Raw genomic sequence first — 13,700 nt, forward strand, 5'->3', positions numbered from 1 at the left:
GCCGTGCGCCCTCAACCCACTCCCCCCCTGTCAACCCGTCTCAAGCGCGCGGCTCTGGCATTCGACGCATGGCTCAACTCGTTCCTGTTCCAGAGCGGACGGGGACTGGCCGGCGCCTGGGATGCCTATTCCGAAAAGGCCAAGTGCCTGAGATTCCGCGGCGTTCCGCGCGTCGCCCTCGACCTCGCCAGCGAGGCGACGACGCTCGGCCTGGTCGGCGGCGTGGTGATGCTCGCCCTGGCGCTTCCGGCCTTCCGGGAGACGGAGGACGACTGGCTGAAGACCCAGGACCTCGCCGTCACCTTCCTGGACCGCTACGGGCAGGAAATCGGGCGCCGGGGCCTGAACCTGGACGATTCGTACAAGCTCGAAGACTTTCCGGACTACATGATCAAGGCCGCCCTGGCGACCGAGGACCGGCGTTTCTATGAGCACTGGGGCATCGACCCGATCGGCACCTTCCGGGCCCTCGTGGTCAACGCGCAGGGCGGCGGCGTGGTGCAGGGCGGCTCCTCGATCACGCAGCAGCTCGCCAAGAACCTGTTCCTCACCAACGAACGCTCCCTCGAACGCAAGATCAAGGAAGCCTTCCTGGCCGTGTGGCTGGAATTCCACCTGACCAAGGACGAGATCCTCAAGCTCTATCTCGACCGCGCCTATATGGGCGGCGGCGCCCACGGCATCGTGGCCGCGGCGGAGTACTATTTCGGCAAGTCGGCCAAGGACCTGACCCTCGCCGAGTCGGCCATGCTGGCCGGCCTGTTCAAGGCGCCGACCAAATATGCGCCGCACGTGAACCTGCCGGCGGCCCGCGCCCGCGCCAACGAGGTCCTGCGCAACATGGTCGAGGCCGGCTTCCTGACGGAGGGCCAGATCCAGATCGCGCGCCGCAACCCGGCGACCCCGGTCAACCGCAGCCGCGAGACCACCCCCGACTACTATCTCGACTGGGCCTTCGACCAGGTGAAGCGTCTCGCCGCCGACAAGAAGCTCGGCAGCGAGCGGGTGCTGATCGTGAAGACCCCGCTCGACACCGCGCTCCAGCAGCATGCGGAGCAGACCCTGGAGAACATGCTCCGCCAGCACGGCCGCCAGTACAAGGTGGGCCAGGGCGCCATGGTGGTGATGGACGTGGACGGCGCCGTCAGGGCCATCGTGGGCGGCCGGGATTACGGCCAGAGCCAGTTCAACCGCGCCGTCGGGGCGCTGCGCCAGCCGGGCTCGTCGTTCAAGCCCTTCGTCTATGCGGCCGCCATGACGGTGAACCCGAAGCTGCGGCCCAACTCGAACGTGGTCGACCAGCCCATCTGCCTGGGCAACTGGTGCCCGCAGAACTACGGCCGCAAGTTCTCCGGCAGCATGTCGCTCACCTCCGCCATCGCGCGCTCGATCAACTCGATTCCGGTGCGGATGTCGCTCGAGATCGGCAAGGGCAACGCCAAGGCCGGCCGCGCGGTCATCATCGACACCGCGAAGCGCATGGGCCTGACCCATCCGCTGACGGATTCGAGCTCGCTGCCCATCGGCGCGGCCGAGGCGACCGTCATCGACATGGCCGCCTCCTACGCGGTCTTCGCCAACGGCGGACGGCGGGCCGATCCCTACGCCGCCTGGGAGGTGCGCAGCTCCTCCGGCGAGATCATCTACCGCCACGACCGCGACACGGAGCCCAAGCAGGTTCTCGAACCCCGCGTCGTGAACGACATGAACTTCATGTTGAGCAAGGTGGTGGAGGAAGGCACCGGCAGGCGCGCCGCCCTCGACGGGATCAAGGTCGCCGGCAAGACCGGCACGACCAACGCCTATCGCGACGCCTGGTTCGTCGGCTACACGGGCAATCTCAGCGCGGCGGTCTGGTACGGCAACGACGATCACAGCACCATGAACGACATGACCGGCGGCAGCCTTCCGGCCATGACCTGGAAGGAAGTGATGACCGTCGCGCACCAGAACCTGGAGATCCGGCCGATGCCGGGCCTCGAGCCGGAGAGCGCCCGCGTCGCCTCGAAGGGCGGCTCCGCCACGGATCAGCAGGCCGCGCCTCCCGCCTATCTGGCAGGCACCCTGTCCCGTCAGTCCTACGAGGTGCTGGGCAACATCGGCAACCTGTTCCAGTCGGTGGAGCGCGCGGCCGCCCCGGCGGCTCCGGCGGGTGCCCAGAGCCAGGCGGCATCCACAGGGAACACGACCCGCGTCGCCCGTCAGGTCACCGTCCCCTAGCAGGATGGAGCGCCACGCGATATTGACGAACCTCCCGGCGGGCGCTTCGGCGCGCGCCTATTCGAGCTTGCCGTTTTCCGTGACAGCCAGATTCAACCTGACCGCCCTTCTGATCGTCTATGCGCTCCTGCTCGCGCTGGGGCTCGGATTGGGCACGGCCTACTGGGCCCTGAAGGGCGATCCGCCCTTCGGAGGCGTGCGTCTGGGCCCGTGGGAGACCTGGCCTCGGCTCGGCTCGCCCCAGGCCGATCCCTACATGCGGGCGATCGTCGCCCGGCGCGGCGAGATTCCGCTGGCGACCGGCGAAGGCCTGGCCCTGACCGCGAGGGTCGACAGCGAAGGCCGCCGCCTCGACGCCGGGTGCTCCTACCGCATCGGCTCGGTGATGCCGCCGGCGCGCCTGTGGACCCTGACGCTCTACGATTCCGAGGGCCGCCTTCCCCCGTCCGAACTCGGGCGCAGCAGCTTCACCTCCGCCGAGATCGTGCGGGCTCCCGACGATACCTTCTCCATCGCGCTGTCGCGCAACCTGACCGCCGGCAACTGGCTGCAGGTTCCGGCCGGGGGGCCGTTCAGCATCGTGCTCCGCCTCTACGACATGCCCGGCGCGGCCGGCTCCAACCTGGAGGCAAGCGCCTATCCGATCATCGAGCGCGTGGGGTGCGGGTCATGAAACTCCGCCACCGCTTCCTGCTCGCCACTCTCGTCGGCGTCGTGATGGGCCTGGGCGTCCACATCGCCACGATCATCGCCGCCCCGCGCCTTGCCGAGAACGACGCCTTCGGCAAGATCCTGCCGACCCTGGCCGCCGAGCGGGCGCAGATCGTCAGCGCCGCGGGCGGCGGCGACACCTGGCTTCCCCTGCCCGACCCGTCCGTCGCGGTCGCGGCCTGCGCGTTCGACCTGCGGACCGGCCCCATGCGCGTCGGCGCGCAGACCGGATCGCTCTTCCTGTCGTTCTCGTTCCACACCAAGACGGGCGGCGTGTTCTTCGCGGTCACCGACCGGGCCGCCGTGCGCAACCAGCTCGAAATCGTCGTCATGACGCCCCGGCAGCTCGACGAGGCCCGCGCGGCGGAAGACGAGAACGACCCCTCCCGCGACGTGCGCATCATCGCGCCCGAGGAACAGGGCTTCGTGGTGGTGCGCGTCGCGGCACCGTCCCACAGCCTGCGCGCCCAGGCGGAGGAATCCGCCAAGGCCGTCGCCTGCACGGTGGACGAGGAAGCCTGATGCCGTGGCGTCCGATGACGTCGCCGGACCTCGATCGGGTGCAGGAGCTGGCGGACCGGATTCATGTCGATCATCCCGAGGACAGGGATGTTCTGGCCGAGCGCCTGGAGCTCTATCCCGAGGGCTGCCACGTGCTCGAGGAAGGCGGAAGCGTCGTCGGCTATGCGCTCACCCATCCCTGGACGTTCGGAGAGCCGCCGCCGCTGAACGAGCGCCTGCGCGGGATCCCGCCGGTCCCCACCACCTATTACATCCACGACGTCGCGCTTCTGCCCGGCGGACGCGGCAAGGGACATGCGGCCGACATCGCGGAGCGCGTGGCCGAACATGCACGGTCGGAGGGCTTCACCAACTTGTCGCTGGTGGCCGTGAACGGGTCTCGACGGTTTTGGGAGCGGCTGGGCTTTCGTGCGGAGGCCGTACCGGGCCTGGAGACGAAGCTGCTCAGTTACGGGTCGGACGCGACGCTAATGGTGCGCGATCTGACGACGGCCGGCCGGCGCTGAACGACGCGCGGGCCCGATCTTGGATCAGAAGCGGCGGCGACGGCCCGGGCCGTCCGACGCGAAGGGCTTCGAGGGACCCGGATTGGGAGAAGGCCGCTCGTAGCGCACGCCGGTGAAGAGCAGGATCTCGCCCCTCGGCTCGTCGGGAGAAAGGTGCGGGCGCAACGGCCGCGAAGCGGCGTCGGGGAAATCGATCACCACACCGGGCGATCTTATCGAGACCTCACGCATCGGATATCCTCCCTTCACCGGGACAAAGCTGCTTCGACCGACCTCAACAAAATAGCCCTATGGTTAACAGACGGTTTCCGGGAAGGCGGGCTTTGCTTCAAAAACCTTGCTCGGACACAAAACCAACAACTACGGCTGCGCTTCTGTTCCATGCGCGCCCGATCACATCCTCTCCATCTGGAGGGGCTGGTTAAAGATGCGCTAACGGACATTCTCTAAGCTCCCGGCTCAGTTGCGTGAGTAGAGTTGAGTGATGGCGTCCCTTGCTTCGCCGGACCGCCGGCCGGATCTGTCGGGTCTCGACATGGCGGAGACCAACGGCACCGATGCGCGTGCTGCCCTCCTGAAGGCCAATGCGGAGATGTTCGTCGCGGCGCCCGTCCGCGACCGGGAGATGATCGAGACCTTCGAGATGCTGGCGCTCGGCTTCCTGCCGATGGTGAGCCACGCCACCCTGGTCGAGATCGCGCGCATTCTCGCCGCCTGCGAGGACACGCCCGCTTCCGTGCTCGACCATCTCGCGCGCCATTCGCCGCAGGCGCGGGACATCGTTCTCAAAGGCGCCGCTCGCCTGCCCTCGCCGCAGGGGGACAAGCGCCTCGCGACACGGGAGGGGCGGATGCGGCTGGCCTCCCGCTCCGACATCGAGCCGGCTCTCGCGGAGCGCCTTCTCGTCCTGCACGAGGACGACATCGACGACCGTCTGGCCGCCAATGCGGGCTTCGTGCCCGCGGAGCCTGCTTTCGACGCCCTCGTGCGCCGCGCGCAGCACCGCCCTGCCCTCGCGACCCTTCTCCTTGCGCGCAGCGATCTCGCCTGCGCGCAGGAGGCGGCCCTCTATCTCTCCGCATCACCCGAGCGCCGTGCGCAGATCAGGAACAGGATCGCGGCCTCGCTCGCGCATCGGCGTGCGAAGCTGACCTTCGTGCTGACGCAGCACGACATGGGCGAGTTCCTCGATGCCGCGAAGGAAGGCGATGCGCGGCGCCTCGAATGCCTGATGAACGCGGCCCTCGGCTTTCCGCCCGCAACCGATTGGTGCTGTCTGCAGATCGGCCGCCACGGACTTCTCGCCCTCGGCCTGAAGGCTCTCGGTTTCGCGCACAAGGATGCCGCGTGCGTCTTCATCGCCCTGCATCCGGCGCTCTCGCATCCCCTGTCGGCGCTCAAGGCGCTGGCGCGCATCGTGCGCGACGTTCCGAGTCCCGTGGCGCTCGCGCTCGTGGAATCGATCCTGGATGTGCAGGCTCTGTCCTGGAACGAGGCCACGCAGCGGGCGCTCGCGGATGCGCAAGCCGATCGCCGCGCCTTCGCGGCCCTGGCGCAACGGGGACAGACCAACGCAGATCCCTGACAGCCCGCTTCAGCGCTCGGTGCTCATCATGCCTCGCGTTGCTGTCCTCCCCGGATCTCGGCCGGTTCGAAGGCTCACGCGGATAGCACCGACCTGCTCTCCTCCCTCACGGATCTTGGGCCTCGAAAGCGCCAGCCTGCTCTCCTCCCCCTTGTGGGGAGGAGGTGGAGGTGGGGGTGTGGGCGATAGCCTATGACGGTCCGGCGCCCACACCCCCACCCTGGCCCTCCCCACAAGGGGGAGGGAAGACCGTTGTGCTGAACACCGCCACATCCACGACGGTCGCAACCAAACTCCACCCTCATCCTGAGGGGTCACGAAGCGACGTCTCGAAGGAGGGCTCACGGATGCCGGTGAAGGCCTCAGATCTCCGGCGCGAGATCGAGGAAATGCCTTCCGTCGCGGTCGTCCACCTCGACCAGCCAGAGATCGGAATCGAAGCGCAGCTCCCGCTGCACCCGTTCCTCCACATCGAGCGGCGTCACGTCCTGCAGCACCGGGACGAACAGGCGCTCGCCGGATTCGTCGAGGAAGAGCTGCGGCGCGGGTCCATAGAGGCTCGCGGTGCCGTCGAGACGATCCACCTTCACGAAGATGGCCCCGGCCTCCGCCGCGCCGCGACGGCGCAGGGCGGCCTCGATCCCCTCCACGCCGCAGCGGCGCAGATAGGCCGAGACCCAGAAGTCGGAACGAAGGCGCGCCACTACGGGACCGCGATGCCGGAGGCGGCGGACAGCTCGCGGATCGTGCGGGCATTGAGCTCGCCCGTCACCGGCAGGTTGCGGTCCTGTTCGAAGCGCTCGATGGCGTGGCGCGTCTCCGAACCCATGATGCCGTCGACCTTGATGTTGAACCCGAGCTTGGCGAGCGCGCGCTGGCCGGAGAGCACCACGTCGCCGTTGTCGCTGTGTCCCACATTGGCGGGCGGCATCGGAACCGGGCCGCCCATGCGGATGATCTCCGCGATGGGATCGCGCACGAGCGGCGCCCTGGACGGAGCGGCCGCGACTTTCGCTGCCGGAGCGGGCGCGGCACGCGGGGACGGCTGGGAAACGGCGCCCGGCTGACCGTTGTTGCGGATCAGATCCGTGATGGCGCTGCGCGAGGGCGGCATGGGCACGGCGACGGAGGGCGACGCCGCAGGAGCGGGAGCCGCCTCGAACGTCTGCGGCGCCGTCTCCGCCTGCGCCTGGGACGGAGCCGCCATGGGATGGGCCGCCGGCAGCGGCTGCGCGGCCTGCGGCGCCTCGGGGCTCTGGTTGAAGAGCGGCGCGGGATGATGGGCCGTCTGAAGCACGAGAGCGTTCCAGGCGATGTAGGTGCCGCACCCGCCCAGGATCAGCGTCCCCAGGATGCGGCGGGGATGCTGCAGGGCCAGCGACAACAGGCGCGCGGAAAGGCTCGGCGTCTTCGGCTTGCGCTTCACGGCCGATCTCCTCCGCACGGGCGCGGAGATCATGAAATCATCGTCGGAGCGGGCGGCTAGGGCTTCACGCAAGAGAGGTCATCCCGTCTTGAGAACGATCACGTCGGATTCAGGGCGCTTGGCTGCCGGGACAAGTCCCTTGGCGGCAGCGGCGCGGTGCGCGTCGACCGGCAGGCTGATCTTCACGCAGGTCCCGTTGCCGGGCGCGCTGGAAATGCGCAGCCGGCCCTGATGCAGGGTCACGAGGCCGCGCACCACGGAAAGGCCGAGGCCGTTGCCCTTTTCCGGGCGGGCGCGCGTCGAGCCTTGATAGAACGGCATGCCGAGTCGCGGAAGCTCGTCCTGCGCCACGCCCACGCCCGTGTCGCGGACCGCGAGGGTGACGGCATCGGCCTCGTGCCGCACCTCCACGGTCACCTGCCCGCCCTGCGGCGTGAACTTCACCGCGTTGGAGAGCAGGTTCAGCAGGATCTGCCGGCAGGCGCGCCGGTCGGCCACGAGCGCGGGCAGGCCGGGCGCCAGCTCCTGCTTGAGCACGATCCCGCCCTGCTCGGCGGGCAGCGCCATGACCGTGCAGCATTCGCCGATCAGCTCCGCGAGGTCGATGGTCTCGAAGGCGAGATTGTAGTGCCCGGCCTCGATGGCCGAGAGGTCGAGCAGCGTGTTGACCACGCCCAGCATGTGCTGGCTCGATTGATTGATGATCTGCGCGTAGCCCTCGCGCCGGTCGAGCAGGATGGGCCCGCCTTTGCCCATGAGGATTTCGGAATAGCCGATGATGGCGTTGAGCGGCGTGCGCATCTCGTGGCTGACGGTGGCGAGGAGCTGGGCGCGGCCCTCGCTGGCGCTCACCGCCTCGCGGCGCATGGCGTCGAGCTCCTCCGCATGGCGGCGATGCTCGGTGATGTCGCGGATCACCGCCACGGCGGCGCAGCGGTCGTCGCCCGGCAGGACGAGCCGGTTCGCGCGCATCTCGATCCAGATCGTGGATTGGGACGGACCCTCGCCCGTCTGCACGCGCAGCTGCGCGACCGCGAAGCCGCTGCCGTTGGCGGCGTCGCTGATCGCCTTCAGGAAGGCGGGCCTGTCGGCGACGTGGATGCGCGTGAACAGGCCGTTGCCGTGGATCGAGGACGGCGATGCGCCGAGCAGGCGCGTACAGGCGCCGTTGGAACGCAGGACGATGCCGTTGCCGTCATGCCAGGTGACGAGGTCGTCGATGGCGAGCAGGGTCTGCGCATCGCGCTCCGCGCCCGCATCGGCGCCCGTGCCGAGCAGCGCCGCGACCGTCCGGTCCGACACGAGACGGGACAGGACATGCCCGAACGCCACCGCCCCCGCGATGGCGAATACTGCCCCGGCAGGCAGGCTCCGGCCGGCCATGCCGTAATTCTGGAGAAGGAGGGTCAGGGGAAGGCCCAGCAGGGCGAGGAGGCAGGCAGCGAGAAAGCCCCGGCGCGAGCCGGACGAGGCGGCCTCCAGCGGCACCGCGAGCAGGGCCGGCAGGGCGAGGAGAAGCGGTCCGCCGCCCGCCGCCATGGCCTTGGCGACGAAGAAGGTCAGGGCCGTGGACATCACGGCCTGGGCCGTGCCGAGCCGCCCCCAGCGGGAGAGGACGAACACGGATGCGAGAGGCGCGAGAATCAGGATGGCCCAGTAATCGAGAAGCTCGGGCGCCACCTCCCCCAGCAGGGACAGGGGCAGGCCCGCCATGGCCACCAGGGACGTCGCCATGCGGCCGACGACGAACCGCTCCTGACGCAGACGCTCGGCGGGAACGGCCAGAGCCGAACGATGGACGAGCCCGGAGAGCCATTCATCGGTCCAGTTGCCTGTGAGGTCCGTTTGCAAGGCGTTTCCGCTCCCCGTCTTCACTGGACCGGACCCTGACAGAGGCCGCTTAAGCGAACCCTAAAGGGACCGGCGGCAGCCCCGCACCCGGGTCCCGCAGGCGGCCCGCCCGCGTGGGTGCCGTCTGAGAGACGCCAGGTTTTGACATGGTTCCTCAATAGCTTAACGGCGCTCGCGCCGGTTTAACCCTTTGTTCATCCTGTCCGCACGTTGTCGCCGGAGGTCCTACTCGGCGGCGGGCGGGCACGTTATGATGCTGCGCGTCATCTACCGCCCAGGGCAATCAGCAGCCGGCCATGTTCTCCATTCTGCGTTTCATCCTCATCGTCGGAGCGATCTTCTACTATTCGCCCGTGCGCGAGCGCAGCGACATGCCCGCCTCCCTCGAGGCCCTTCTCGGCTGGTCGAAGGCCGGAAACGAGGACGACGCGGAAGTGGCCCCTCCCCTGACGCCCGACCGGCTCGAAACCGTGTGGCAGGCCCTGCCCGACAGGGCCAAGCAGGCGGTGATCGAGAAGATCCTCACCACCTCGGGCCTTGGCGCCCCCGCCCCTTCCGGGCCGACCGACACCCTCCAGCCGGGCGAGCGCCACCCTTCCTTACGCTGAAGCGCGCCTTTGCGCGCCTGCCGCCATCGCCAAAGCGGCCCGCCATGACTATATGAGCGGCAGACACGATAGGAATGCCATGCTGCCGTCAATTGACGAGATCGTCTCCAATTTCGAGCTGCTCGACGACTGGGAAGAGCGCTACCGCTACATCATCGAGCTCGGCCGCCAGATGGAGCCGCTGGCCGAGGAGGCCCATACGGACGCCAACAAGGTGCAGGGCTGCGCCAGCCAAGTCTGGCTCGTGACGCAGCTCGACCCGACCCAGGGCGACAAGCCGGTGCTGCGGCTCGTGGGCGACAGCGACGCCCATATCGTGCGCGGCCTCGTGGCCCTGCTGATCTCCCTCTACAGCGGCAAGACCCCGGCGGACGCCCTCTCCACCGACGCCCTCGCTCTGTTCAAGGAACTCGGCCTGTCGGAGCATCTGACGCCGCAACGGTCGAACGGCGTCAGATCCATGGTCGAGCGCATCCGCCACGACGCGCAGGCGGCGCTGGCCGCCTCAGGATGAGGCCTTCGAGACGCCGCTGACGCGGCTCCTCGGAGCCTGGCTCATGAAGCGCCGATAGCCCTCCTCCCCACGAATTTTGAGCCTCACCGGAAGCGCGCCCTGCTCTCCTCCCCACGGACCTCGGGCCTCGCCGAAAGCGCCGCGTTGCTCTCCTCCCCCTTGTGGGGAGGAGTTGGAGGTGGGGGTGTGGGCGCCACACCTTCATAGGCTATCGCTCACACCCCCACCCTAACCCTCCCCACAAGGGGGAGGGAAATCGCGCCGCGCCTTTATGGGCCAGACTTTGAGGTCAGGTCCGCCCGCCCTCGATCACCACCGCCTTCCAGGTGCGGATGCCCCGCGATGCGGCGGGGCCCTGCGCGGCGGCCTCGATGCCGTAATGCTCGGCGAGCCGCGCCAGCGCCATGCGCAGCACGATCTTGGCCGAGCGCGGCGGCCAGTGCCGTTCGCGCTCGATCACCTCCAGCCCCTTGAGGAACCCGCAGAGATCCATGAGCAGGTCGGCGAAATCGGCGCCGACCGCGTCGAAGGCGTGCCGGATCCGCTGGCGCGCCGCCACCATGCGGTCCGAGGCATCGGAGGGCGAGGACGGACCGCCGCTGCGGGGCATCGCATCCCAGCGCGCCGTCACGCTCGGCAGCATCCCGGCCAGCATGATGTCGGTCCGCAGGCGCTCGCCCGCCTGATACGACGCCTCGTCGATCAGCGGCTGCCCGTCGCGGCCCTTGCGGCGGTGCAGCCAGTCGAGGGGGCTCTCGTCCGTGTCGACCCGCACCCGCTGCATCCCGGCTTCCGTCTCCATGGCGACCAGCGCCGTCTCCCGGTGCTGATGGAAGAAGGCGGCGTCCGGCTCCGGCGCCTCGGCGCGGCGCAGATGCGCGCGTCCCGCTTCGGTCAGGCACAGGGTCGTCTGCCCAGTCTTCGCCTTCTCCCAGCAGGCGAGATCGTGCCGCTGCAGGGCATCGGCCGCCGCGCGGGAGAACCGGCCCGCCCCCACGGAGACCCCTGCCCTCCTGCGCTGGAGGATCACGTCCTTGTCGTCGGTGGGGTCGAGCAGAACCCGCGCCTCCGGCAGCCCGAGGGCGCTCAGCAGGCGCTGCGCCTCCTTCGCCAGCAGGTCGTTGCGGCGCAGGTTGGAAGGCTCCCTCGCCCGTCCCTCGCCGTCGCGCCTCCGGCCCGCCCGGCGGCTCCGCCCGGCGGCGGGATCGGGCTTCTTCGAAATCGTCTCGTCTGAGCAATCGCCTTTTTTGTTCATGATTTGTTCCTAAAATAACTAAACGGAGGGACGAGTCCCTCCGCCCTTGATAGTGGGCCATCATTCCTACCTGTCAACGGCGATTCATGGGCGGTGTTAATAGCGAGGATAACTCCCTCCCGAACCGTGCCGGAAAACGAACGCGCCCTTGCCGCTCGGCGAAGGGCGTCCGATTCTCATGCGGCGGTGGTGGCCGAGGGCGTTCCGGGTTCGCTGCCATGGGCGAAGGCGAAGCCCTCGTCGGCCCAGCCCGTCATGCCGCCCAGCATGAGTTTGACGGAGCGGCCGAGGGTCGCCAGCTTTAAGGCCGCGCGGTCGGCGCCGTTGCAGTGGGGACCGGCGCAATAGACGACGAAGAGCGCGTCGCGCGGCCATGCCGCCAGCGTCTCCGCCGTGATCTGCCGGTGCGGAAGGTTGATCGCGCCCGGCACGTGCCCGCGCAGATAGGCGTTCGGGCCGCGCACGTCGAGCAGCACGAAATCGACCGTGCCGCTCTGCATGGCGTCATGCACGTCGGCGCAGTCGGTCTCCAGGGAAAGACGGCGCGCGAAATGCTCGGCGGCCTGGGCGGGTGAGGCCGCGACGACGGTGGCGACGGAACTGACTGGCATTGCAATCTCCCTGTGGAAAAGCCGCTGCCAGATTTCCGCGCCGGAGCTAAGGTGAAAAGCGGCACTCATGCCAACAAGCGTTCAAATCATGCCAAACCGTCTCGTCGTCGCCCTCGCCTATGACCGGCTGTGCACTTTCGAATTCGGCATCGCCACGGAAGTGTTCGGCCTGCCGCGCCCCGAGATGGGACCGGACTGGTATCGCTTCGCGGTCTGCGCCATCGAGCCGGGCCCGCTGCGGGCCACGGGCGGCTTCCATGTCATCGCCGATGGCGGGCTGGAGCTGCTGGAGGATGCGGGCACCATCGTCATCCCGGGGTGGCGCGGCGCCATGGCGGAGCCCGTTCCGCCCGCGCTGATCGAGAGCCTCAGGCGGGCCCATGCGCGCGGCGCGCGGCTGATGTCGATCTGCTCGGGTGTCTTCGTTCTCGCGGCCGCGGGTCTGCTCTCCGGCAAGAAGGCGACGACCCACTGGCATTACGCGGAGCAGCTTTCCGCCGCCTATCCCGACATCCAGGTGGAGCCGAACGTTCTTTACGTGGATGAAGGCAGCGTGCTCACCTCCGCCGGCAGTGCGGCGGGCATCGATCTGTGCCTGCACGTGGTGCGCCACGATTTCGGACCCGAGATCGCCAACCGCATCGCGCGGCGTCTCGTTGTGCCGCCGCACCGGGAGGGCGGACAGGCCCAGTTCGTCGAGCGCCCGGTGCCGCCGGCCCGGGAGGGCGTGCGCTTCGGACCGCTCTTCGACCGCATGCGCTCGCGCCTGACCGAGGAGCAGCCGGTGGCGGAGCTCGCCGTCGAGGCCGGCATGAGCCTTCGCACCTTCCTGCGGCGCTTCAAGGCGGCGACGGGAATGCCGCCGGGGGAGTGGCTGCTGACGGCGCGGCTCCTGCGCGCCCGCGAGTTGCTGGAGACGACGACGCATTCCATCGACGCCATAGCAGCGGCATCGGGCTTCGGCTCGGCGGCGGCCCTGCGCCACCACTTCCGCGCCCGCCTGGGCACGAGCCCGGCCGCCTACCGGATCAGGTTTGCGCGCAACAACGGCGGCGATGCGGACGCCGCACGGCCCGCATAACAAAAAAGCCGCCCGTGGGGCGGCTGATTTAAAGTATTCGTTAAGGATCAGCCGCGGGAGGAGCGGCGCTTGCGGCGCTGCTGACCGAGACCCATTTCCTTCGCGAGCTCCGAGCGGGCCTTCGCGTAGTTGGGAGCGACCATCGGGTAATCGACGGGCAGGCCCCACTTCTCGCGGTACTGCTCAGGAGTCATGTTGTACTGCGTCCGCAGGTGACGCTTCAACGACTTGAACTTCTTACCGTCCTCCAGGCAGACGATGTAGTCCGGAGTGACGGACTTCTTCACCGGAACGGCGGGCTTCGGAGCCTCGGCCGGCACCTCGATCGCGCCGCCCCCGACACGCAGAAGAGCCGAATGGATATCGTTGATCAGGTTCGGGAGTTCGCCCGACGGAACGGAGTTGTTGCTCACGTAAGCCGAAACGATGTCTGCCGCCAGCTCGATATAGTTCGATGTAGCGATGTTGTCGCTCATTTTGATTTTGTTCCTTTCCGGTTCTTTAGAACAACTCAAAAAAGCTTTTAAGCCCATATTTTGAGCAGTCTTTTCCGAGGCTATGCTTGCCTCATCATCGAACCGCACTGTAATCACGCATAAAACGTGCCTGACCGCTCAGGTATGGCAAAATTCACCGGATTACAAGATGTTCAAAAGGAAAACTTTGGAAAACTCTGTATCATCTTCGTGAACGCAATAAAGACCGCTTGTTTACAGCTCCTGCTTTTAACCATAGGTCACGTGCTGGCTAAGCTCATGTCCGGCATCCGGACCAGAAGAAGTAGCTATTTATCGTTCTCTTCCGTTCCTT

General features: G+C 68.0%; 15 protein-coding genes. 8 read left to right on the forward strand and 7 right to left on the reverse strand.

Annotation, left to right across the window (positions count from 1 at the left end):
• Positions 1-3 precede the first annotated feature (3 nt).
• The 4 genes from ACFOYU_RS20200 to ACFOYU_RS20215 all read left to right on the forward strand — a co-directional run bounded on the left by ACFOYU_RS20200 (position 4) and on the right by ACFOYU_RS20215 (position 3,959).
• Positions 4-2,220, forward strand: coding sequence for a transglycosylase domain-containing protein (locus ACFOYU_RS20200; protein WP_226741334.1), 2,217 nt, complete (start codon positions 4-6; stop codon positions 2,218-2,220).
• Positions 2,221-2,299: 79 nt separating this feature from the next.
• Positions 2,300-2,893, forward strand: a complete 594-nt coding sequence (locus tag ACFOYU_RS20205; RefSeq protein WP_226741335.1) for a DUF1214 domain-containing protein — start codon at positions 2,300-2,302, stop codon at positions 2,891-2,893.
• Positions 2,890-3,453 (forward strand): hypothetical protein, encoded by a 564-nt coding sequence (locus ACFOYU_RS20210; RefSeq protein WP_377035003.1) that lies wholly within the window; start codon positions 2,890-2,892, stop codon positions 3,451-3,453. Before ACFOYU_RS20205 ends, ACFOYU_RS20210 begins: the two co-directional genes overlap by 4 nt.
• Positions 3,453-3,959 carry a GNAT family N-acetyltransferase gene (locus ACFOYU_RS20215; protein ID WP_377035004.1) on the forward strand — a complete coding sequence of 169 codons (507 nt, stop codon included), beginning with the start codon at positions 3,453-3,455 and terminating at the stop codon, positions 3,957-3,959. Before ACFOYU_RS20210 ends, ACFOYU_RS20215 begins: the two co-directional genes overlap by 1 nt.
• A 24-nt stretch (positions 3,960-3,983) precedes the next feature.
• On the opposite strand, the gene ACFOYU_RS20220 is transcribed toward ACFOYU_RS20215, so the two are convergent.
• Entirely contained in the window at positions 3,984-4,190 is a 207-nt protein-coding gene (locus ACFOYU_RS20220) for a hypothetical protein (RefSeq protein WP_226741338.1), read from the reverse strand.
• 253 nt (positions 4,191-4,443) lie between these two features.
• On the opposite strand from ACFOYU_RS20220, the gene ACFOYU_RS20225 reads away from it, so the two are divergent.
• Positions 4,444-5,544 carry a hypothetical protein gene (locus tag ACFOYU_RS20225; RefSeq protein ID WP_377035005.1) on the forward strand — a complete coding sequence of 367 codons (1,101 nt, stop codon included), beginning with the start codon at positions 4,444-4,446 and terminating at the stop codon, positions 5,542-5,544.
• A 362-nt stretch (positions 5,545-5,906) separates the two neighbouring features.
• Here ACFOYU_RS20225 and ACFOYU_RS20230 read toward each other — a convergent pair whose 3' ends face one another.
• The 3 genes from ACFOYU_RS20230 to ACFOYU_RS20240 all read right to left on the reverse strand — a co-directional run bounded on the left by ACFOYU_RS20230 (position 5,907) and on the right by ACFOYU_RS20240 (position 8,821).
• The gene (locus ACFOYU_RS20230) at positions 5,907-6,248 is read right to left on the reverse strand and encodes a DUF1491 family protein (RefSeq protein WP_377035006.1); all 342 of its coding nucleotides are present in this window, start codon (positions 6,246-6,248) and stop codon (positions 5,907-5,909) included.
• Positions 6,248-6,970 carry a peptidoglycan-binding domain-containing protein gene (locus ACFOYU_RS20235; RefSeq protein WP_377035007.1) on the reverse strand — a complete coding sequence of 241 codons (723 nt, stop codon included), beginning with the start codon at positions 6,968-6,970 and terminating at the stop codon, positions 6,248-6,250. Before ACFOYU_RS20235 ends, ACFOYU_RS20230 begins: the two co-directional genes overlap by 1 nt.
• 78 nt (positions 6,971-7,048) lie before the next feature.
• The gene (locus tag ACFOYU_RS20240) at positions 7,049-8,821 is read right to left on the reverse strand and encodes an ATP-binding protein (RefSeq protein WP_377035008.1); all 1,773 of its coding nucleotides are present in this window, start codon (positions 8,819-8,821) and stop codon (positions 7,049-7,051) included.
• Between the two features lie 296 nt (positions 8,822-9,117).
• Between ACFOYU_RS20240 and ACFOYU_RS20245 the strand changes: the two genes are divergently transcribed.
• Entirely contained in the window at positions 9,118-9,429 is a 312-nt protein-coding gene (locus ACFOYU_RS20245; protein WP_377035009.1) for a hypothetical protein, read from the forward strand.
• 79 nt (positions 9,430-9,508) lie between these two features.
• Entirely contained in the window at positions 9,509-9,943 is a 435-nt protein-coding gene (locus ACFOYU_RS20250) for a SufE family protein (protein WP_226741344.1), read from the forward strand.
• 289 nt (positions 9,944-10,232) lie between these two features.
• Here ACFOYU_RS20250 and ACFOYU_RS20255 read toward each other — a convergent pair whose 3' ends face one another.
• A complete protein-coding gene (locus ACFOYU_RS20255) occupies positions 10,233-11,198 on the reverse strand; it encodes a DUF6456 domain-containing protein (protein ID WP_377035010.1) in 966 nt (321 codons plus the stop codon).
• A gap of 176 nt (positions 11,199-11,374) precedes the next feature.
• The gene (locus tag ACFOYU_RS20260) at positions 11,375-11,809 is read right to left on the reverse strand and encodes a rhodanese-like domain-containing protein (RefSeq protein WP_377035011.1); all 435 of its coding nucleotides are present in this window, start codon (positions 11,807-11,809) and stop codon (positions 11,375-11,377) included.
• 67 nt (positions 11,810-11,876) lie between these two features.
• Between ACFOYU_RS20260 and ftrA the strand changes: the two genes are divergently transcribed.
• Positions 11,877-12,890: a transcriptional regulator FtrA gene (ftrA, locus tag ACFOYU_RS20265; protein ID WP_377035012.1), complete on the forward strand. Its 1,014-nt coding sequence runs from the start codon at positions 11,877-11,879 to the stop codon at positions 12,888-12,890.
• A gap of 47 nt (positions 12,891-12,937) precedes the next feature.
• Here ftrA and ACFOYU_RS20270 read toward each other — a convergent pair whose 3' ends face one another.
• Positions 12,938-13,366 carry a MucR family transcriptional regulator gene (locus tag ACFOYU_RS20270; protein WP_226741348.1) on the reverse strand — a complete coding sequence of 143 codons (429 nt, stop codon included), beginning with the start codon at positions 13,364-13,366 and terminating at the stop codon, positions 12,938-12,940.
• Positions 13,367-13,700: the final 334 nt, after the last annotated feature.

It is taken from the genome of Microvirga sp. GCM10011540, assembly GCF_042650665.1.
GTDB lineage: Bacteria > Pseudomonadota > Alphaproteobacteria > Rhizobiales > Beijerinckiaceae > Microvirga > Microvirga lenta.

Excerpts from the sequence above, each read along its gene's own strand:
- ACFOYU_RS20270 (WP_226741348.1), bottom strand. The coding sequence starts at position 13,366 with ATGAGCGACAACATCGCTACATCGAACTATATCGAGCTGGCGGCAGAC.
- ACFOYU_RS20220 (WP_226741338.1), bottom strand. The coding sequence starts at position 4,190 with ATGCGTGAGGTCTCGATAAGATCGCCCGGTGTGGTGATCGATTTCCCC.
- ACFOYU_RS20245 (WP_377035009.1), top strand. The coding sequence starts at position 9,118 with ATGTTCTCCATTCTGCGTTTCATCCTCATCGTCGGAGCGATCTTCTAC.
- ACFOYU_RS20250 (WP_226741344.1), top strand. The coding sequence starts at position 9,509 with ATGCTGCCGTCAATTGACGAGATCGTCTCCAATTTCGAGCTGCTCGAC.
- ACFOYU_RS20225 (WP_377035005.1), top strand. The coding sequence starts at position 4,444 with ATGGCGTCCCTTGCTTCGCCGGACCGCCGGCCGGATCTGTCGGGTCTC.
- ACFOYU_RS20255 (WP_377035010.1), bottom strand. The coding sequence starts at position 11,198 with ATGAACAAAAAAGGCGATTGCTCAGACGAGACGATTTCGAAGAAGCCC.
- ACFOYU_RS20210 (WP_377035003.1), top strand. The coding sequence starts at position 2,890 with ATGAAACTCCGCCACCGCTTCCTGCTCGCCACTCTCGTCGGCGTCGTG.
- ACFOYU_RS20260 (WP_377035011.1), bottom strand. The coding sequence starts at position 11,809 with ATGCCAGTCAGTTCCGTCGCCACCGTCGTCGCGGCCTCACCCGCCCAG.
- ftrA (WP_377035012.1), top strand. The coding sequence starts at position 11,877 with ATGCCAACAAGCGTTCAAATCATGCCAAACCGTCTCGTCGTCGCCCTC.
- ACFOYU_RS20215 (WP_377035004.1), top strand. The coding sequence starts at position 3,453 with ATGCCGTGGCGTCCGATGACGTCGCCGGACCTCGATCGGGTGCAGGAG.